Origin of the sequence: Paenibacillus sp. S-12, assembly GCF_030363895.1 — a bacterium.
Taxonomy (GTDB): domain Bacteria; phylum Bacillota; class Bacilli; order Paenibacillales; family Paenibacillaceae; genus Paenibacillus_B; species Paenibacillus_B alvei.
Window position 1 is genome coordinate 173885 of the sequence record NZ_JASIUF010000016.1, and the last position, 21244, is coordinate 195128.

Annotated in this window: 17 protein-coding genes; all 17 read right to left on the minus strand. The window is 47.2% G+C overall.

Annotated elements, in window-relative coordinates:
- Positions 1-279 precede the first annotated feature (279 nt).
- On the minus strand, positions 280-1044 hold the full coding sequence (locus tag NO352_RS16200) for a hypothetical protein (protein ID WP_289356145.1): 765 nt from the start codon (positions 1042-1044) through the stop codon (positions 280-282).
- 193 nt (positions 1045-1237) lie between these two features.
- A complete protein-coding gene (locus tag NO352_RS16205; RefSeq protein ID WP_262866633.1) occupies positions 1238-2020 on the minus strand; it encodes a hypothetical protein in 783 nt (260 codons plus the stop codon).
- A 198-nt stretch (positions 2021-2218) separates the two neighbouring features.
- Entirely contained in the window at positions 2219-2992 is a 774-nt protein-coding gene (locus tag NO352_RS16210; RefSeq protein WP_005548442.1) for a hypothetical protein, read from the minus strand.
- A gap of 476 nt (positions 2993-3468) precedes the next feature.
- Positions 3469-4419, minus strand: coding sequence for a 4-hydroxy-3-methylbut-2-enyl diphosphate reductase (locus NO352_RS16215; RefSeq protein ID WP_040736176.1), 951 nt, complete (start codon positions 4417-4419; stop codon positions 3469-3471).
- Positions 4420-4500: 81 nt separating this feature from the next.
- The gene (locus NO352_RS16220) at positions 4501-5970 is read right to left on the minus strand and encodes a sensor histidine kinase (protein ID WP_005548446.1); all 1470 of its coding nucleotides are present in this window, start codon (positions 5968-5970) and stop codon (positions 4501-4503) included.
- Between the two features lie 4 nt (positions 5971-5974).
- Positions 5975-6661: a response regulator transcription factor gene (locus NO352_RS16225; protein ID WP_040736178.1), complete on the minus strand. Its 687-nt coding sequence runs from the start codon at positions 6659-6661 to the stop codon at positions 5975-5977.
- A gap of 178 nt (positions 6662-6839) precedes the next feature.
- A complete protein-coding gene (locus NO352_RS16230) occupies positions 6840-8474 on the minus strand; it encodes a S1C family serine protease (RefSeq protein ID WP_005548450.1) in 1635 nt (544 codons plus the stop codon).
- Positions 8475-8758: 284 nt separating this feature from the next.
- Complete coding sequence (locus NO352_RS16235; protein WP_005548451.1) at positions 8759-9424, minus strand: response regulator; 666 nt, start codon at positions 9422-9424, stop codon at positions 8759-8761.
- Positions 9417-10535, minus strand: coding sequence for a HAMP domain-containing sensor histidine kinase (locus tag NO352_RS16240; RefSeq protein ID WP_289356147.1), 1119 nt, complete (start codon positions 10533-10535; stop codon positions 9417-9419). The genes NO352_RS16235 and NO352_RS16240 overlap by 8 nt, the downstream gene beginning before the upstream one ends.
- Before the next feature lie 7 nt (positions 10536-10542).
- Positions 10543-11598, minus strand: a complete 1056-nt coding sequence (gene liaF, locus NO352_RS16245) for a cell wall-active antibiotics response protein LiaF (protein WP_289356148.1) — start codon at positions 11596-11598, stop codon at positions 10543-10545.
- A gap of 238 nt (positions 11599-11836) precedes the next feature.
- Positions 11837-12055, minus strand: coding sequence for a hypothetical protein (locus NO352_RS16250; protein ID WP_163977745.1), 219 nt, complete (start codon positions 12053-12055; stop codon positions 11837-11839).
- Positions 12056-12193: 138 nt separating this feature from the next.
- Complete coding sequence (locus tag NO352_RS25310; protein ID WP_412102513.1) at positions 12194-12841, minus strand: 3D domain-containing protein; 648 nt, start codon at positions 12839-12841, stop codon at positions 12194-12196.
- Positions 12842-13130: 289 nt separating this feature from the next.
- Complete coding sequence (locus tag NO352_RS16260) at positions 13131-13745, minus strand: PadR family transcriptional regulator (protein WP_289356149.1); 615 nt, start codon at positions 13743-13745, stop codon at positions 13131-13133.
- Positions 13746-15278, minus strand: coding sequence for an MDR family MFS transporter (locus NO352_RS16265; RefSeq protein ID WP_289356150.1), 1533 nt, complete (start codon positions 15276-15278; stop codon positions 13746-13748). It lies immediately after the preceding gene.
- 169 nt (positions 15279-15447) lie between these two features.
- The gene (locus NO352_RS16270) at positions 15448-19386 is read right to left on the minus strand and encodes an SdrD B-like domain-containing protein (protein WP_289356151.1); all 3939 of its coding nucleotides are present in this window, start codon (positions 19384-19386) and stop codon (positions 15448-15450) included.
- Positions 19387-19658: 272 nt separating this feature from the next.
- A complete protein-coding gene (sdaAA, locus tag NO352_RS16275) occupies positions 19659-20528 on the minus strand; it encodes an L-serine ammonia-lyase, iron-sulfur-dependent, subunit alpha (protein WP_005548466.1) in 870 nt (289 codons plus the stop codon).
- On the minus strand, positions 20513-21220 hold the full coding sequence (gene sdaAB / locus NO352_RS16280; RefSeq protein ID WP_289356153.1) for an L-serine ammonia-lyase, iron-sulfur-dependent subunit beta: 708 nt from the start codon (positions 21218-21220) through the stop codon (positions 20513-20515). Before sdaAB ends, sdaAA begins: the two co-directional genes overlap by 16 nt.
- Between the last annotated feature and the right edge of the window lie 24 nt (positions 21221-21244).

The window sequence follows — 21244 nt, forward strand, 5'->3', positions numbered from 1 at the left end:
AGAACCACGTATGTAGTTATACTCATGCTATAATTGTACTTTTATAATGTCAACCTCTTTTGTACAGAACGGGTTAGTTGCTGTTGCTGCAGGAATGATAATCAATAAAAAGAACCCATGCAATCCCGTTCCAAGGACTGCGTGGGCCTAATTTACAAAACCTAAGCTAATTGTTCAACCTATTATTTTTTTACCGCTGCTTTCAAAATTTCGATTCTCTTTTTTTAGACATATTTGATGAAGTGGAAATACTGTATTTGTAATCAACAGAAAATGTATTTATTTCTTAACCATCGTCTTTGCAAGCTTGATCAGGTCTTCCTTTGTCAGCGGATTGTCAGGATTGGTTGAAATCGAGAACCCTTTACCCTGTTCATACCAACTTAATGTGTTACTAATAAATTTTGAATCAAGTTTTGGATTTTCCTTTTTCACATCCGCAGCAATTTTGTAGACAAATCCTTTTTCTTTCTTATCCATTTCTTCAATCCGATAACTCGAGAACTGTATATAATCCTTTCCGTTTACGAAACGTAACTGGATCATATTCGTATCCTTCCACTCAAGCTTCTTTGAATACACCTTTTTACCGAGCTTTTTAGCCTCAGACATTACGGCTGCCGCATACTCATTTGTATACGGCCCTACAACAATAACCCCGTCGTACGTATAGCTCTTCGACAGGTCAGCAGGCTTCTGTGGAGCCGGCTCTTTCATAACACGCAATAACTTCTCATAGTCCTCGTATCTCTCATATCGTGGATTAAAGTTGCCATAACCAAAAACCTCAAATCCCTTTGGCTGAAAACTGCTGTATATTAGATACATATCACACGGATTTTTTTCCAACAGTTTGTCAAGTTTAGCCTTCTCTGCTTGCTCCAACTTCTCGCCTTCACTTGCAGCCATTGGTTTCGTTGCTGCTGACTTCAAGTTGATGCCGCTTATAGCATGATCTGACGCTGTGCCTGACATGAGGTGCATGGATCCGAACAATAGAATGCTGCATAGTGAAGCAATTGCTATTTTCATCTTCGTATTCATATAAAATCGCACCTTTCCTGTATTAGTATGTAATATCTACCATTTATATAACAATTTCAACCATTTGATTTGTGACATGACTTTCAATCGAAGAAACGCAAATACCCCCAGGTTAGACATGCTGATCCACGTCTTCCCTGAGGGTGTTCAATATCGGACTATCTTACGTTTCGTATCAATAACAGGAGGCTTCTTACTTTTTGACCATCGTTTTTGCCAACTTGATCATATCTTCCTTCGTCATTGGATTCTTTGGATTCGTATGAACGGAAAGCAACTTGCCGTGTTGGATCCAAACCAACGAATTTACTAGATATTTCTCGTCTACATATGGATTATCTTTTTTCATTTTTTCCGCGCTTGTATAGGTATACTCTTGACTAAAATTTTTCTTATCCACCGCATCAGGCTTCCTACTGCTTATTTTGATAAAATTGTCTCCATTTTTGAATTCTAATTTGGTTTCATTTGTGATTGTCCAGTTAAGCTTTTTAGAGTAAATCTGTTTTTTTAATTTTTTCGCTTCTGCTTTCAATTGCGCAGAATAATCTGTGCTGTATGGTCCTATCATCTCTGCCTCGGAGAAGACATATCCCTTAGGCAAGTTAGCAGGTTGTTGCAGCGTTGCCTCCTTCAAACTGGCTGCTTTCTTCAGATAGTCTTCATATTTATTAAATTTCGGCCTGGTGTTGCCCATCATGTAGACTTCCACACTGCCTTTGACTTTTGTCAATTCTTTACTTACATACACAATATAGGTATCATCCGGATTTTTTTCAAGCAATTTGGTAATTCTATCCTGTTCTGCTTTCTCCAGCTTTTCACCTTCAGTCATGGTCTTTGGTTTAGCTGCTGCCGTCTTCAGCGTAATATCGCTTATCGAACGAGAAGATGCTGCCTCTGCTGCGAGATTCATCGAACCGATTAATAAAATCCCGCTTATTGTTGCGATTGCTATTTTCATCGTCATTTTCATTTCAAATTACTCCCTTCTTGTTTTAACGTGGAATAGTATCTATTTATATAACAATTTTCAGTATGCCATTTGTGACATCATTTTCAGTAGTCCATGAAACAAAAACAACCCTCAGATTAAGACATTCTCTCTACGTCTTCCCTGAGGGTCGTTTATATCAAAGTAACTACTGTTATTCACCGTAAAATGAAATCTTTTTTATTTTTTGACCATTGTCTTTGCAAGCTTGATCAGGTCTTCTTTTGTTAAGGGGTTTCCCGGATCCGTTTCAATCTTGAATTGTTTTCCTTTTTCAAACCAAATGAGCATATTTTTGGGGTCTTTCTCATACACTTTATTTTTCTTACTTAACTCCTCAGCAGTCTGATAGACGTAGCCTTTTTGATTTACAACCTCATTAGGATCCAGACGCATATAGCCTAATATTAGTTTATGCTCCCCATTCGCATACTCTAGTTCGATTCCTCTCGCGTGCACCCAGTTAATCTTTTTGGAGTAAACCTGCTTTCCAAGCTTTTTAGCTTCAGCCTTCATTTCAGCAAAATACTCCCCGCTATTTGGTCCCTTCATTGCTGCCTTTACAAATTCATATCCTTCCGGCAGATCTGCCGGTTGCTGCAGCACGCCGTCTTTTAAAGTAGACGCCTTCTTAAGATAATCCTTATAACTGTCATATTTTGGCCAAACATTGCCCTTGAAGAACACCTCTATTCCTTTTGTTTTCGTTAATTCATTACTGACATATACCGCATACAGATCCTCTGGATTTTTAGCCAGCAACTTGTCAATTTTAGCAGTTTCTTCTTTTTCTAGCTTCTCCGCCTTACTTTCATTCTTCTTATTAGCAGCCGCTATCTTCATCATCATTTCGCTTGGAGCAAGAGACGGCGCAGCCAAAGCCGTAAAATGCACGGAACTTATAAATAAAATTCCACTAAGCGTCGCAATCGTCATTTTCATTGTCGTCTTCATATTGATAGTTCTCCTCTCTGTTTTTCATATCGCAGAGCTAATTTCCACTTTACCTACTTAACAACATAAAACTTTTGTTTGTGACATAAACTAAAAATTACTTTGTACAAAAAATAACCCCCAGAAAAACTGCTAACCTTTCACGGCTTCTCCGGGGATTGCTCGATATATTTCGTCAGATTGCGAAACCTTTCTTCGTGCGAATATGGGCACGTCCCCCTATGCATAACAATCTCCACAACCCATTTTTCGACAGACTTCCAGCAATTCCAGACACAAAAAACTCCCTACAAAGGAATACTTAGCATGTAAGTTCCTTTGAGGGAGCCGTGCTCATTTGCCTTTACATGTTACACATGCAGACTTTATGATATGAAGTTACATTACTTTGGATCGAAGCCCGCTTCTGCAACGGGATTCACTGAGCCCCTGTTCTTCTATATTTCTACGTACCAGCTAGTCCCTTTGTTTCATCTTTACGATTTTGACTTCGTTCGAACAGGAGGAAGCAGCTTCTTCATATTCACGGTACGCTTCTTCTCCCATGTTTCCGGGTTCGCCTCGTCGAACTGCTCCAAATACGCAATGACTTCCTTCGTAATTGGCGTCGGCGTCGAAGCGCCGGAGGTTACACCGATCTTCTTAACGCCACGCAGCCATTCCACATCCAGCTCGGACAGATCGCCAATGCGGTATGCCTTCGTTCCGCCAATCTCCTCCGACACCTGAGCAAGACGATTCGAGTTATTGCTGCGAGGGTCGCCGACGACGATAACGAGATCGCATTCTCCCGCTTGTTCAGCAACTGCAGCTTGCCGAACCTGTGTCGCCATACAAATTTCGTTATGGATTTCGGCCGTCGGGAATTTCTCAACCAGCCGATTCATAATATGCTTAATATCCCACTGGCTCATCGTCGTCTGATTCGTAATAATAATTTTGTCTGTCGCCAATTGAAGCGTCGGAACTTCTTCTTCTCGTTCGATCAAGTGTACCTTGTCCGGTGCGACACCTATCGCCCCTTCAGGCTCCGGATGCCCTTTCTTCCCGATGTAAATAACCTCGTAGCCGTCGGCCGTCTTCTCTCGAATTAAATCATGAGTACGCGTTACATCCGGACAAGTAGCGTCGACCGTAGTAAGCCCCTTCTCGCGAGCCTTGCGTCGAACTTCTGGCGACACGCCATGTGCCGTGAAGATAATTGTCCCAGATTCCACCTGATCCAGTATTTCCATCCGGTTCGGGCCATCAAGCGTAATAATTCCTTCATCCTCAAATGCGTTTGTCACATGACTGTTATGCACAATCATGCCCAATATATAAATAGGCCGCGGCAAATCCAAATTGCGTGCTGTTTGCTGCGCAATGACCATTGCATCAACAACGCCATAGCAATAACCGCGCGGTGTTATTTTCTTTACTTCCACAAGTACACCTGCTTCCCTTCCAATCGCTTCGTTTGCTGGCAGAGCTGTGTCTACACCCGCTGCGAGCATCCGGCATCTCCATTATACCGGAATTTCCTCACTCGCGTCGACCGAGGTAAGCGGCAGCCAAATGATGAACGTCGTTCCTTCTCCAGGCTTCGTAACCACTTCTACAGAACCGCGATGCTCATCAATAATCCACTTTGCAATCGACAGACCGAGCCCTGTACCCGAAGTCACGCCGCGAGATACGTCTGCACGATAGAATCGTTCAAAAATATACGGAACTTCCTTCTGATTCATGCCCATGCCTGTATCCTGCACCTTCAAGCCAATCTGATCATCTTGTAAAATAGCATCAAGACGAACAAATCCGCTATCCGTGTACTTAAAGGCATTTTCGATAAATATAAACAGCATCTGCTGCAAATAATCTTTGTTTCCCCACACCACTCGATCCTCGATTGCCGAAATATCTCCAAGTATCCACTCTGCCTTGCGCGGCAGGAACTGCGCCCTGCGCACCACCTCTTCCACAAGCGGCTTCAATTCGAGTATGGACTTCTCCATCACATAGCCCGCATCCGCACGAGCCAAGGACAGCATATCATTGACGAGCCTGCTCATCCGGCGCGATTCATCAGAAATATCACTCAGCGCCTCCATGGACATCTGCTGCTTGTCAGCTTCCGTAAGGGCAAGAGAGCCTCCCTCCTGGAGCCACATCTTTGCAAGCAGATCCACATTTCCGCGTATCGTCGTCAGCGGTGTACGCAGCTCATGCGAGGCATCAGATACGAATCTGCGCTGAGCCCGATAGGCTTCGTCAAGCTCATTGTAAAAAGCCTCCATGCGCCCAAGCATACTGTTAATCCTGTCGGTCAATTGGCCAATCTCATCATCCGGCGGCCCTACACGCGGAATTCTCACGCTTAGATCCGCGCCTTTCTGAATCCGATCGGTCGCTCTAATGATGTTCCCAATCGGGCGAAGTGATTTCTGCGCCAGGAACAGCCCTAGCGAGAATGCCAGCACCACCGTAACCATGGAGGCCACAATCAGAATGCTCCGCAATTCACGCATAAATCTAGATTCATGTCCGGTATATGCAGCAACTTGCACCGCCCCGATAATTGAATCGTTATTCTCTAATCTAATCGGCTGTTCATATACGAGAAATTGAAGCGACTGCACCTCAACCTTGCGAATGCCTGCTTGAATCTGATTGACATTCGTCGGAACCGGCAGCTTCAAACCTAACGACTTCAAATTATCAGAACGAATAAGCTTGCCTGAACTGAAATTAATCGTTTGGAAGAACACTTCTTCATTGTTTAACCGATTGGATTTCTGAACATCCCAATTTAGCTGTGAACGTTCCCAGTCGATAGTCGGGTAGATGTACAATTGATCCATTTGATTCGTAATACGCGCCTTAACATCCCGATAAAGGTTGTAATCGACAAATGTATAAATCGCGATGCCGAACAAAAACAAGGTAAAGGCAAGCAACGCTGAATACCAAACTGTAAGCCGCAATCGAATCGACATTGATTTAGCTGTCCCCTCTCAATACATAGCCCGTCCCGCGAATCGTTAGTATGATGCGTTTGCCTCCATGCTCTTCCGTCTTCTGGCGAAGCATTGCAATGTATACTTCCAGTACATTGGATTCACCGCTGTAGTCGTATCCCCATATTTTCTCCATAATCATATCACGCGGCAGCACCCGCTTCGGATTTTGCATGAACAGATGGAGCAATTCGAATTCCTTCGCTGTCAGCTCGATTGCCTTGCCGTCCCGCTGCACCTCGCGTGTATGCAAGTCGAGCACAACATCCTCGAACGTCAATCGATGCGATCCACCCTCATTGTCACTGCGACGCCTCAGCAAGGCACGTACACGCGCAAGAAGCTCTTCAAGCGCAAAGGGCTTCACCAAGTAATCATCCGCCCCATTATCCAATCCCTTCACGCGATCCTGCACTTCATCCTTAGCCGTCAACATAAGTACAGGCACTGAGCTGCCGCCTTCACGCATACGACGGCATACTTCCCAACCATCGACTTCCGGCATCATAACATCCAAAATAACCATATCCGGTTCATGCAGCATCATATCCCGAAGTCCTTCTGCTCCATTCGAAGCCGTTCGCACCTCGAAGCCTTCAAATACTAACCCTCTTCGAAGCATCGAGGTAATTTTCTCATCATCATCAATGACCAATATCGTCGATCGCATCATTCTCAACTCCTAATTCCTATTTTCATCAAATATTGCAAATCATTTTCCATTCTTCCAATTAAAGCGAAAAGGAAGCCAGTAATCGCCGTAGCCATTCTGTGCTTCCTATCCTTATACTTTAAGGGGATGCGCCCTTCATGTGTCATTGTTCATGTCGAGACGCACTCCCTTCCCCTTATTGCTGTAATTGTTTTGCAAATTTATTCTTATCGCCAATCTTCACACTTACATCAATGGACTTGCCATTGCGTACAACTTGAAGCTTAGCCGTATCTCCAACCTTTTTCTTACTAATTTGCTCAATTAGCTCTTCCTTGGTTGTAAATTTAGCGCCATCCATGCCAGTAATGATATCGTAAGCACGCAGGTCTGCCTCATATGCAGGCGAGCCGAACAACACTTCACTTACGAGAGAACCTTTAATCAAATTCATACCCAATCGATCTGCAATATCATCTGTCATCGTAATCAATGTTGCGCCGATAAATGGAAGAGGCTCCTTTGGAATCTCGCGCTTGTTCTTCAAGTCTTCCACAACTTTGCTGATTACATTGGATGGAATGGCAAAGCCAATTCCTTGCGCTTGACGGCTTACCGCCACATTCATGCCGATAACTTCACCTTGCATATTCAACAGCGGTCCTCCAGAGTTACCTGGATTAATGGATGCATCCGTCTGAAGCAAGTGCTGGTATTCACGCGCGCTGCCGTTATCGTCAACATTGATTTTGCGTTCACGCGCACTCAGAACACCAACGGTTACCGTATGATCAAATCCGGACGGGTTGCCAATCGCAACGAGCCAGTCTCCAATTTGCGTTGCATCGGAATTGCCAAGGCTAACGGTCGGAAGATCGCCATTGCTTTTAATTTTCAATACAGCCAAGTCCAAATCCTTGCTCTGCCCCAGCAATTCCGCCTTAAGCGGCTCCTTGCTCCCTTCAACCTGTACTTGAATGGTCTCCGCACCTTCAATAACGTGCTGATTCGTCAAAATATATCCCTCTTTATCGAAAATGAATCCTGTACCGATTCCAAGAGGCTGAAGCTTCGGCTTCACATCTTGACGGGAATTGTCATTGCCGTAGCTGTCTCCAAAGAATTGGCGGAAGAACGGATCGTTCATCCATGGGTTGTTGCCCCCGCTCTGGCCGCTTGTAGTAGCAAATGTTTCAATCTTCACTACAGCTGGACTCGCCTTCTTAAATACGTCGGCCACACTGTTCGAGCCGTTAGGCAGCGTAGTTCCCGGACCATTCGTTTGGACTGCATTCGCCGCGCTGCTTCCCGCTCCTTCACCAGCAAGCGCGGTGCCGCCCGTGAACAGATTCGCCTTGTCAGCTGTAACCATAAGTGCCGTTATAACTAAGGCCCCTGCCATGAAGGAGGCGAACATAGCCTTAAACGATGTTCCACCCTTGCGCTTTGACTCCTTGAAGTTCCAACCACCTTGCGGCGGAGCGGATTGTCCTCCGCCATCTCCACGATTCGGAGCGGCAACACCGTTAGCTTGAGCCGATCCTTGTTGTGTAACACTGGAGAACGGCAGGGGCTTCACCGGATTTGGCGGTGTAACCTGCACATCATTCATGCGGCCAGCCGGATCTATTGATGTTGTAGTTCGCGAAGGCTCTTCTTGCTTTACCGATTGATAAGGGCCGTAGGCGTAATAATAACGTTCATTGTGCTCACCATGCTCCTGAGCTTCGTCCAGACGTCCCTCGCGCTCTTGTCGAGCGTTGTCGTCTAATTCAGATGTATGAGAATCCTTGTCGGATGCACGAAATAAATTGCGTTTTTGTTCGTCCATTTTGCCTACCTCCTAAGTTAACTCGTATCGATGAAGTTTCATAATGATATGTTTATATAATGGATGATAAACCTTAATCCTAGCTTAAAATCATTATAAAACACCATAAAAGATAATACGACTAAAGTTCGACAAAAAAACAGGCCATTCGGCCTGTTTTGCAACTCCTGCTGCTCTATAGAATAAAAACTGGAAATTGGACGAGCAGACGCACACATTTGACATATCCATTAACTAGAAGCTGTTCATTCGTACCATTGCATCTATGAATAGGATAGACGAATTTATCCACTTTTAACCCACCCTTTGCGGTGCGCGAACACAGCAAGCTGAGTACGATCCTGAAGCTCGCATTTCATGAGGAGATTCGATACATGCGTCTTAACGGTCTTAATGCTGATATGGAGCTCATCTGCGATATCCTTGTTCGTCTTGCCGTCAGCAATAAGCAGAAGCACTTCTTTTTCCCGTTCAGTCAGTCCCTCGTCATCCGGCTGAGCTGCGCGCTTGCGCAAGCCTCGAGTTAATGCCTGAGATACTTCACCGCTCATAACGGGTCTGCCCTGCAGCGCGCCACGGATCGCATATACCAGTTCTTCAGCTGACACGGTTTTGAGCACGTAGCTCACCGCCCCTGCTTGAATCGCCTCTACAACCTGATCATCCTCCATGAAGCTGGTAAGCATCACAATTCTCAAGTCCGGATATTGTGCAATAAGCTCTCTCGTTGTGTCCACACCATTCATATCCGGCATCATCAAATCCATTAGCAGCAAGTCTGGGAGCGGCTCATTGTTATTGCCCATCGCCTGAATCGCAGCTATTGCCTCTCTCCCTCCACTTGCTTCACCAACGACCTCAATTTCCGGATCGAGCATTAAGTAGGTTTGCAATCCTAGCCGTACCATTTCATGGTCATCTACGAGAAATACCGTTGTCCGATCACTCATCCGAATCCTCTCCCGTTCTTTCGCCGCTGTTCGTACGCCCTTCATCTGAAGTGCTGCTATCAGCTAACCGTTCTTTCGTCTCCTCAAATCTAGGGATGTGCACACGAATCGTCGTCCCTGCACCGGGGCGGCTAATCAGATCCATATGACCTCCCAGCTTATCCACACGCTCGCGCATTGTCGTCAATCCATAACTTCCAGCCTTAAATGATGCCCCCTGCAGATCGAATCCTTGACCATCATCCGCGACAGCAAGAATGATTTGATTCGGCGTTTCCTGCAGCGTCAAGGTCACCTTCCTCGCCTTGGCATGCTTGACGACATTCGCCATTGCCTCTTGTATCATAAGGAAGCATTGATGTTCCTTTGCCTCCGACAGTCCGCTATTCAGCTCAATATCAATTTTACCCTGCAATCCATTCTGTCTGCAATAATCTGGGAACCAGCGTTCCAACGCTTCCTGCAGCGTCTTTCCGTCGAGCTCCAGAGGCCGCAGCTGTGCGATTAATCCGCGCATTTGACGCTGTGCGGTATGGGACATTTCGACAAGATGACCGACCACCTTCTTCGCTCGCTCCATATCCATGTCCATCACCTTCGTCAAGGACGAGGAGGCCATATGAAGCGCGAACAGCTGCTGGCTGACTGTATCATGCAAATCCCTAGCGAGCCGTCTCCGCTCTTCCAGCACGACAGCCTCACATTCCCGCTCCCGATCCATCACTTGCTGCTCGGACATTTTTTGCAACAGCCGAAGCTTCTGCTCCATCCCGCTTACCATCGTATTAAAATCCTCATATAAGCGCGCGAATGACTCCTCATCACCGAGCGGAATCCGCTCCGACCAATTCCCCTTCATTACCTGCATCATGCTCTCATGCAGCACATCGAGGCGGCGCTGAAGGCGCACGCCTGCGACATAGCCCATAATAACCGATACTATAATGACGGTAATGATGCCGAACAGCCACCAGTTCATACCCGTGTACCAGGATCCGCCATAGACAAACCCAATCCAGAACACGCTCATGATAATGCAGCCAGAAATCACAAAGGTGAGAAGCAGTTCCCACTTTACACTTTTCGTGCGGCGAAACCACCGTGACACCATGATTGCATTACCCCACTTTCATGACTTTGACATCTCCAATGAAGGTACTGACGGTAATCCGCACCTTCTTGCCCGCTTCATAAAAGTAGGGCGTCTCCACTTGCAGGTTGTTCATGAATCCTTCCTTCTCTTGATTGAACACTCTTACATCACCAAGGAAGGAGCTTGAATTCACGATCACGCCAAGATCCATATCATTCGGTACATACACCTTCACATCTCCGATAAAGGAGGAGATATTGATCTTTGTATCGCCATATGGAACCTGCGCCTTCGTCAAGTCGATGACGGTATCTCCAATAAAATGCGAGATGTTCATCGGCTTCAATTCCCAATAGTCACTGCCAAGATGAATATCACCGATAAATCCCGCCTTGTTCATCGTACCGCCCCTCGATCCATCTCCCATCGGAGGTGGTGGCGGAGGTGGAGGTGGAGGTGGAACCGAGCCTGCATACTTGAAGGGATCATAATCCGACGACCGATCTTGACTTTGGCTGAAGTCGTCTTGTTGACGCTTGCCCCCATCCCATTTCTGTCCTGAGCCATCTTCATTATATCCGGGAGGCATGCCCGACACCCCGTCTTGCTTGAAGTGCTTGTTAAAAGTTTGATCAAAATCATCATCAAGCGGGCGAGGCTCGCGATACGATCTGTCAGTTTGCGAGCCCTGTTCATGCCAATGCCCTTCATCCCAGTGATTGCGGTCTCGACGATCCCGGTATTTATCTCTATGCCGATCCTTCCGTGGACGGATCAACATGCCTACACCAATCATAATGAGGATGAACGGAACGAGCAGTCTCATATCTGATCCTACAGACGTCGTCAAGATACCTAAGGTTGATAACTGGAAGTATCCACCGATTCCCAATAGAATAAGCCCCCATAATGCTCCGTGAATTAGGGCATTAAATCCTATTAATATGAGAATAACTGGCCAGAAGGTTCGTATTAGCTCACTCAAATCCATATCAATATATCCAAGCTGGTTAAGCATAAAAAAAGCACCGATAGCAATCAGAAACAATCCGCCCGACCATCTACCACGCTGATTATTCATTAGGTTCCCTCCATTTCCATACACATGTCATTAATTATGTACTCATTGTAAGGGATACCATGTCCAACTACCAGCGCCGGAGGAAGGAAGTTCGCCTCAGTCTCGAGACCGAGGGACTGGAAGTGAATTACTATTTTGTCCTCTTGATTCCCAGGTCAAATGAAAATGGCTGCCTCAAGGGCAGCCATTCAATCCAATGCCAGGCCGAGTCTGTCACTTGCCAATGCATCTTGGTGTATTATTTTTGGTCAGCTTCCTGCACCTTTTGCACGATGCCTTTTTGTGCTCCTGTTACACCAGCAGCGCCTACAGCGCCAGCTGTACCTGCAGCACCAACTGTACCTGCAGCCTCTTGACCGAATTCTGTATCAGCAGCAGTATTTTCTGCTGCGAATTCAGTAGAAGTATACTTTGAGTTCGCTGGGTGCATACGGTTCGCTTTGTTGTTCTTCACCATCACTATTCACCTCCTGCATCCCCGCTAATGGCGGGTCATGTTCAGAAACATTGCGTTTCTACAGGAGATATTATGCTTAGTGCGGCATTCGATTATTCGGGTTCAACAGCTCGCATTCCAGCAACGAATAAGCCTCAATTACAGCATCGAGCCCGGAATTCCTTTATTTTTAAACACCGCAGCGTTCAATTCATCGAGCATCTGCTCCGATACTTTTCCATTTCCGCGTTTAATTAGCTTGATTTCCACTTCTTTTTTCCCCCATTGCCCGTATACCTGCTTCGTTGTATGGAAGAATAAATCAAGCTTCTTACCTTTAATTTTAGAGCCAATATCCGATACAACACCGTACCCATATCCCGGAATATACAGGATGCTTCCTAACGGAAAAACAGACAAATCAGCCGCAATCGTGGAGACATAATCACGACGCACCTTAACACCCGAATAGGTAACCCCATACTCCGGATGCCCCGGCTCCTTGCCGGTTGATTCTGCTCCTGCTGTATAGCCAGTAGCCACTACCTTCATTGACCGAATCACATGCTCCTTCTGGGGAGCGAGCTCAGCAGCCGTAAATGTAAGCTTGGCCGCCGCAACCGCAACATTAGGGCTTTCCTGTCCTTCTTTTGCCTTTTGCCCTTTAGCCGCTGGCAAAGGCTGCACATACACGAGTGGCAGCGCTTCATTTACAGCACTCGAGGTCCAGGTCAATTTCTTCGATTGCACCTGTAAGGAAGCATGCTTGATCCACGATGCTTGTGTCAAAGCTCCATGTTGATACATACCTGTTTCCGTCAACCATGCATGGGCAGAGACTGGAGATAGGAGCAAACCTGCTGCTGCACACAACACTGCTCCAGCAATTCCTAACGACAACCTTGCGAATACGATAGCGCGCTTATCCGATCTTGATGTCATGTTTCCCTTCCGTTCCGAACTTATAGTCGATATTGTAAACATATGGTTACCCCTCCCTTAGTGGGAAGGATGTCCTGCTCAGTTCCCTTTTATTCATATTCAACAAAAAAAGAACATCCCCGACAGATCGAGATATTCTTTCGACAGCTTTCCTCTAATGCAGCTTCTGGACGGGCAAAGCTTCTCCCACGCTGCCCAATTGGCCAGCCTGCGCATCTTCGTACAGGCTTTTCAACCAATTCAGTTCCGTTACTGTATATTTATAGCCTCCGTACAGCATATAAAGAACAGAACGAGGAGCGTATGAGATATGCTCTTCATACAAGGCCCACATTCGTTCCGCTTCCTGCTCATAGTAAGAAATGCGATTCTCAATAATCTCCATAACTATTGCCTGATCCGCATACTTCACAAAGGACAGCGCCGCATAAAAAGGATGATTCAAATGAGGCAGCTTTTTCATTTCTTCGATGAGCAGTCCTTTAAGCTCTCGCTTTCCCTTTTCCGTAATGCGATAAATCGTCTTATCCGGGCGAGAACCGCCGCTCACGAACTCGGCTTTTTCTATAAACTCGCCTTTGTTTAACTGGTCAATCGCGTAATACAATGACCCGTATTGAATTTTCATATAATTATGCATTTCGCGTTCTTTCATAGCCTGACTCATCTCATAAGGATGGCGATCTTGCTCCATAAGCAAACCAAGTATGGCCAGCTTCATCGACATGCGTTCCACCTCTTCCTTCATGAAACGACAGCCCTTTCGCAATCATGCAGGTTCTCCTCCCTGCTCAGCGGCTGCCGCACGCCCATGAGAGTGTTTAGTCATCATTGTAACACGTCCCATTAGCAAAATGAACAACAGCGAAAGCACCGCAAATGGAATAGACCAGACAAACACTTGGGCAATGGAATCAGACAGCCCACTAGTCAGTTGCTTCAAAATCGGCTCTGGAATGGATGACCGCACTTGTTCCTGCAATAGAATCTGAGGATTGCCAAGCTGTTCCACAAGCTTCGGATCAGTCAACACATCGCTGAATCGATCCCGTAAATAGGAGGTCTGAATACTTCCTAAAATACTAATCCCCAGTGTGTTGCCAAGCGTTTGAAAGAACCGCACTAGCGAATTAACCGTGCCCCGCTGCTGATAATCCACCTTATATTGTGCCGCGAGCGAAGTGACAGGGAAGGAAGCACCTATCCCAAAGCCCATCATGATCATATAGACAACCATTGTAGACATGGAGGTGTCAGGCGTTACCTGTGATAACAGCACAACAGACAGCAGCAGCAATATTCCCGATATTAGCATAATGTTGCGGAAAGACATTCTTCTTAACAGAAATCCTGCTGTAACTGTACTGCATACGAGTGCTAGCATCATCGGCGTGAGTACCGTACTGGCATTCGTTGCGGAGCCGCCCGCAACTCCCTGAATGAATAAAGGAATGAAAGTTGCTCCTGCCATCAACAGCATTCCAATGAGCATTCCTGCCCCCATGCTTGCGGTAAACAACTTATTCTTGAACAAGCCAAGCGGGACGACTGGCTCTGCCACCTTCATCTCGACAATGATAAACAGAACAAGCATGATGAGCGCCCCTGCAAATAACGCTATGATCGTTGGAGAAAACCATGCATAATCCTTGCCGCCCATTTCCAACCCGAACATGAAACACAATATCGCAACAACCAGCGTAAATGTGCCCATCCAATCAATCCGCTGCTTCTGGAAGCAAAGTGTCTCCCGATAGCCGACCATAACAAGAAGAAGGGCAATCAGTCCTAACGGAAGATTCACGTAGAAAATCCAGCGCCAGTGCAAGTGGTCGGAAAAAAATGCTCCTGCCATGGGCCCAAACACACTGGACAGGCCGAACACTGCCCCAAACATCCCTGTCATCTTTGCTCGTTTCCCCTCTGGAAATATATCGAACAGAATCGTAAATACAACCGGCATAAGCGCTCCGCCGCCAACGCCTTGAATTGCGCGAAACCAAATCAATTCGTTCATCGAACCTGCCAATCCACATAATGCCGAACCTAACATAAATAAGGCGATCCCCATTAGAAAAAAACGCTTGCGCCCGAACATATCGGATAATTTGCCGAACAGCGGCATACTCGCCACGCTCGCAATCAGATAAGCCGAGAACAACCACACGTATTGTTCGAAGCCGCCAAGCTTTGCAACAATCGTCGGCACGGCTGTCGATAATATCGTCTGATCCAACGATACGATCAATAGCCCAAGCAGAAGACCAATAACCGTTATGCGAGCACGAGTAGAAGCGCTCATTTTAACCACCCCTATATTCTAATTTGAATATTGTGAACACAAGTTCATTATATTCAAATTAGAATATAAAGCAATCTTTTTCTCGCTATTTTGGAAATTTGTAATCGAGTTCGTCCATCTATGCATAACAAAAGCCGTCGAGGAGCTTTACTCCCCGACGGCCGATTCGTTAGCGATCTGCTGCCGCTTTTTTTCGCAATCCCCACATGATGACAGCGGCGATGCACAAGAACATACCGATGATCGGTTCAATTGGCGCTTGCTCTCCAGTCTGAGGCAAGACGCCCGGACGATTCGGCTGCTGATCAACGTCGTGCTTCCCGCCCAATTCAGTACCGTCCGCTTCCTCCTCATTCGTTCCTTCATCCGGCTTTTCATCAGTACCTTGACCCTTATCCGGCTTTGTATCGTCATCCGGCTCTGTCGCTTCGCCTGGGTTAGGATTCGTCTCGCCATCTGGATTCCCAGGTCTAGGTTCCACGATTGTGCCCGGAATCGTCGTCGGTTCCTGAATACCCGGTTTACCTGGCTCTATAGGCGACCCGGGATTGGTAGATCCGCCGGGATTAGTTGACCCGCCCGTTCCTGGTTCCGGATCTGGATTTGGATTGACCGTTCTTACAATAAGCCCCGCATCAATCGTAAGATCCCGTGGACGTTCCGCCGTAAGTACGATGTTGTCTGACCAACCATTTGAATCCGCATCAGAATCGAGCACGCGATTGTCTCCCTGATGTCGTTTTGTGAACGAATACCCCTCTGGCGCAATGAATCGAACCTTATAAGTGCTTACATCCAGATCATTAAATAAGTAATAGCCAGGCTGATACACGTAATCGGTCACACCAGGATCATAGACCGATCCCGTGACAGTCGGATCATAGACCGAATTTGTCACCGAGCTGTAATACACGGAATGAGTGACCGTCGTAGCCAGCTTTGCATTGTTGTAGTTATATAATTCGACCACAACTCCATTCAAACCAGTTCCATTCTCGTCCTGAATTCCATTGCCATTCGTGTCGATCCATACATATTTGCCGATGGCTCCCTTGCCCGGAATAGACGGGATATCCTTCTTAATCAGACCTGCGTCAATGTCATGATTTTTACCGCCTTGTCCTAGCGTAATGACGTCCGTTCTGCCTTCCACGTTAGCCTTGGAGTTCCGCCCTGGATTCGTTATCGCATCCTTCACCGTAAATGCATCATAGCCTTCCGGCAAGTAGAACGTAACGTAGTATTTGCCCGCATCCAATCCAGTAAACAGATAGTATCCAGGTTGCCCTTCGTGATTATTGCCGGTTACAGTGCTTTGTATCACCTTGCCGTCACTCTCGCGATGCAAGTCGACGCGAACGCCGTTAACGCCATGATCCTGACCTTCATCTTGAATCCCGTTTCCATTTTCATCGTACCAGACGTAGTCCCCAATCTCTCCCTTTGGATCGCCCTTAATCTTAATACCGACCTTGAGCGGTTCAGCCGGGAGCATAGCTATGTCGCTAATGACTGAAGTCGCGGTATATCCGAAGGAATTCCATGCAATCTGATCGCCGCCTGCAGGCGCGTCAACTGGCGCACGCATTGTCCATGTCAATTCCTTGGATTGTCCGGGAGCCAGTATAACATCACTGGCGAATTCGAACTTTAAGGCTCGTACCTTCGAAATATCTTGCGGGGGCTCCTTATCCCAGTTGCCGCCTGACATCGATACCGCTTCATCGATGCTGTAATATACCGTTACACCGTTCGAAGGCAATATCGGCTCCTTCAGAATCGGGGTCCACTTACTGCCTCGCGGCGTTTTATCGATGACTCCGTGATCACCGATATGCGGAAGCGCATCTACGATCAAAAGGTTTTTGACACCAATAGATCCCCGGTTCGTTATGGAGATTTTATACTTAATTTCTCCACCCGGCGCAGCATTTCCGATATTTGGATATTTTGACCATTGCCCGTTATCTAAATCCCCTAGAACCCATTTTTCCGAGACCAAGCTATCGATGCCGTTCACATCAATTTTATCTCCGTTATATACATACCACTTGCCGTCATCTTGCTTGTATCGCTGGTTCTTAAAGTTGGTCAGCCCGTTAATATAGTTGTGCCGTTCTGAAGTGACCTCGACTTCATTGTAAACTTCGCCTGTCGGGGTATCCGGCTTCACTCTCGCTTCGAAGGTAAAGGTGAGCGCTTCGCCCTTCTGCAGCGTCAAGGAATTGTTGCCGTTCATGCCCCATGCCCATGTAATCGGCGTGCGCCCTTGCTGATCCTCCTTCGCTTCTGAGAACGCAGGAGCAGGCACCTGCTTGCCGTTAATTGGCTCCAGCTTTAAACTATCCGGCACATATTCCAATTCTTTCGGCAGCAGGTCGGTAACAACCGGATCGTGAAACGGAACATCTATTGGGCTGGCATTGGTTGCAACAATCTTATAGGTAACCGTACCTCCTGGAGAAGTACTTTTTCCACGTACAACCGTTTTATCCACTTCCAGCAGCGGACGCTTATCTACCGCTAATACCTTAACCCCCGTTAAATACTCGGTCTTCTCGCCGTTGAAGCTGTATTCCATGCTTGCATAGTTAATCGTTTGTTTCCACTGCTTCGGGTGCTGCTTGGCTTCTTCGTTTGTAGGAAGTCCGTTATTTTTATCCAGATAGGTAAAGTCGTCTTTTGGATACTTTTCTGTCAGGCGGGGAAAATCGCCATACTTATAATCATCATGTTTGACGCTATCATAAGACGTTAATTGATAACGAAGTTCTAAAACGTCTTGCGGACGGAACGCAACAGGGACGTCGCCCAAAACAAGGCGGATGCCTTGAATGTCAGCGTTAAGTTCTGCTGCCAACAGCTCGTGTTTTGTCTTGAAACTTAGTCCCTTCCAAGTCTTCCAATCTCTTTCCTCAGGTGTGCGTTTCGACGTGTACTGAATCTCGTACTCATCTTTATCTGCACCATCGAAGGCCGGAATGCGGATATATTGCAATTTCATGCCCTTCGGCGTCATATCTGTCATGACGGCCTGATTCAGAGAGACATTGGCAGCATTCCCTACTCCGCCAATAAAAAAGCTGACTTCCTGGCCTTCCGATAATTCCTTCTCCTGGCCGCTCCATATTTGCTTGTAAATCCATATTCCTCCGCCAGGTTGCTTAATAAAGTCGTGTTCAGTCTTCGCTGTCAGCTGCTTGGCCGTATCTCCCAAAGGTTGATAGGTTGCTTTGGCCGTATTCACCACCGTTTTCGTATCGCCAGTGCTCGGATCAATCACCTTATCTTTAGGATACAAAACCGTCACGAGTATACTTTTGGAACGCTCCGTTATTTTCTCCTTATTGAGCTCCTTCGCATCAATTTTCCATGTTAAGGTCTGGCCCTGTATGGAATCAGGCGCGGGGGCTGCCTTAGAGAATTCGGCTTCAGGCGGCAGAACGTCGGTAATCACTACATGGTCAATGTTGAGATTGCCGTCTTTGTCTGCCGGATTCTTGTTGTCCTTCAGCATAATTTCATAGACGACTTCATTTCCTGGCTGCGGCTTCACGCCTTCAACGGGTACGATTCGCTCCTTAGTAAGTGCCCAGTCCGCGGATGCCTTCCCTGTAACGGTTACAGGGTTCGATTCGACCTGTAAGCTTCCGGAACGTTGGTTAAATGTCGCAGTTGTCGTTCCAGCAGTCCCGTTAGGCGTTGTGTGATTAGGGAAATAAGCCTTTACCTGCAGTTTTCCCGTCGCGCCAGATGAAGTAGGATTCTTGAATGTAAACGTCACTTTATCCATGCCGTCCATATTCTCATGCTTACTTACAACATGTTCAGAACCCTGCACTTCCTCGAACACGATGCCTTTAGGCAAGGGAAGCACAATTTCCGCATTGGAATAGTCCTCTGTCGTACTGGATAGGCTGTACTCAATTGTGTAGGTAAATGTCGCTCCTGTGAGCACTGTGTCCATACTGCTGCTTAATCGCAATTGAATTCCTCGTGAGTCGTTACCTGTTGCGTTCGCATGCGCCGTGACAGGCAGGAGCACTGTGTTCAAGATGAGCAACAGCGCCCATATGGACGCCTGCGCCCTTCTTAGTGTCCTCCTCAAATCGATCTCTTCTCCTTTCTGTAAATAAATTTGAGCCGTCCGTTTAGGAATCTATCCACACGTACGACTTCCTTCCTATCCTAATCAATGGCACTGAACAAATTCTGAATGAAGGAGGAGGAATCTTAAGCGATATGCAAAGATAGGGGAAAAATGCGAAGACAAAAAATAAGGCAGGCGATTGCCTGCCATTGCCATACATGAAAGTAACGCTGAACTTCATCCCATGGCATATAAACCAAGCATGCGTTCAGGGGATTTTGGCGTTTGCGCTATTGGCTCAACACACGCTTTTCCAGCTTGCGGCCGGTCGGCGTGTTGGCCAGACCGCCTCCAGCAGTTTCACGGTAGGCGCTTGGCATGGAACGTCCAACTTCATACATGGCCATAATCACCTCATCGGCCGGTATTCTGCTCTTGATGCCGGCTAAAGCCATATCCGCGGCTACGACCGCCGATGAGGCACCGACTCCGTTCCGCTTCACGCAAGGGACTTCTACAAGGCCTGCTACCGGGTCACATACTAATCCCAACATATTCTTGAGTGCAATCGCCATCGCTTCTGCCGATTGCTTTGGCGTTCCGCCTGCCATTTCTACGACAGCCGCAGCAGCCATTCCCGTTGCGGATCCAACCTCTGCTTGGCAGCCGCCAGCCGCGCCCGCGATGCAGGCGTTATTCGCGATTACGAATCCAAAGGCGCCTGCTGTAAATAGAAATTCAAGCATTTGCTCCCGCGTAGGGTTCAGCTTCTCCTTGACGGCGAACAAAACCCCTGGAACGACGCCTGCCGAACCTGCGGTCGGATTGGCGCAGATGATGCCCATGGCCGCATTTACTTCGTTGGTAGCAACAGCCTTGCTAACTGCATCAAGTACGAGGGATCCAGCTAATGCATTGCCACTGGCTATATATTGTTGAAGGAGGAGTGCATCCCCTCCGGTCAAGCCGGAGAGAGACCGGACTCCTTTTAATCCTTTCTCGATGGCCTGCTCCATCACGGTCAGATTGGCATCCATCGCCTTCATGATTTCTTCTTCCGTCTGCTGCCGAAGCGATACTTCTCTCTCCAGCATCACGCGGGATATTTTACACTGCCTCTCTTCGGCCAACCGGACAAGCTCTGCTACGCTATGGAACATGATTGCCCTCCTTCCGCGCCCGTGCGCTGGTAGGTTTGCACTTGCCATATTTCTTTTATATGGGGGAGCGCATACATGCGATTGATCACTGTCACATCAACCGCTTGGTCAAGCTCGATGGCCATCAAGGCGCTCTCGCCTTTACCTGAACGGGACACTTCCATATATCCGATATTTATATGATGCTGTGCAAGCAGCGAGGTTACATTTGCAACGGCACCCTGCTTGTCCTCATGCAGGACGAGCATGGCTGGAGCTCTGCCGGCTGGATTCGGATCCAATTGTACGACTTCGCGGATTTCCATGCTTCCTCCGCCGATTGACACGCCGACGACCTCGATCGCGCCGCGCTTGTCCCGCAACGTGAGGCGTGCCGTATTCGGATGCTCGCTCTCCTCCTCCGATGTCACGAAAGTAATGCGGACGCCCTGCTCTTCTGCGATGCTGAGGGCATTCGGAATTCGTTCGTCTGACGTATCAAAGTCCAAGATTCCGCTTACGATTGCCATATCGGTCCCATGGCCTTTGTACGTTTTCGCAAATGAACCGTATAAGGTAACCGTGACGGATTCTGGCAGTCGTCCGAACAGATTGCGGGCTGCGCGTCCAATTCGGTTGGCTCCTGCCGTATGCGAGCTGGATGGGCCGATCATGATAGGGCCAATAATATCAAATACAGATGTGAACGGCATAATAATTCCCCCCTTACAAAGGAA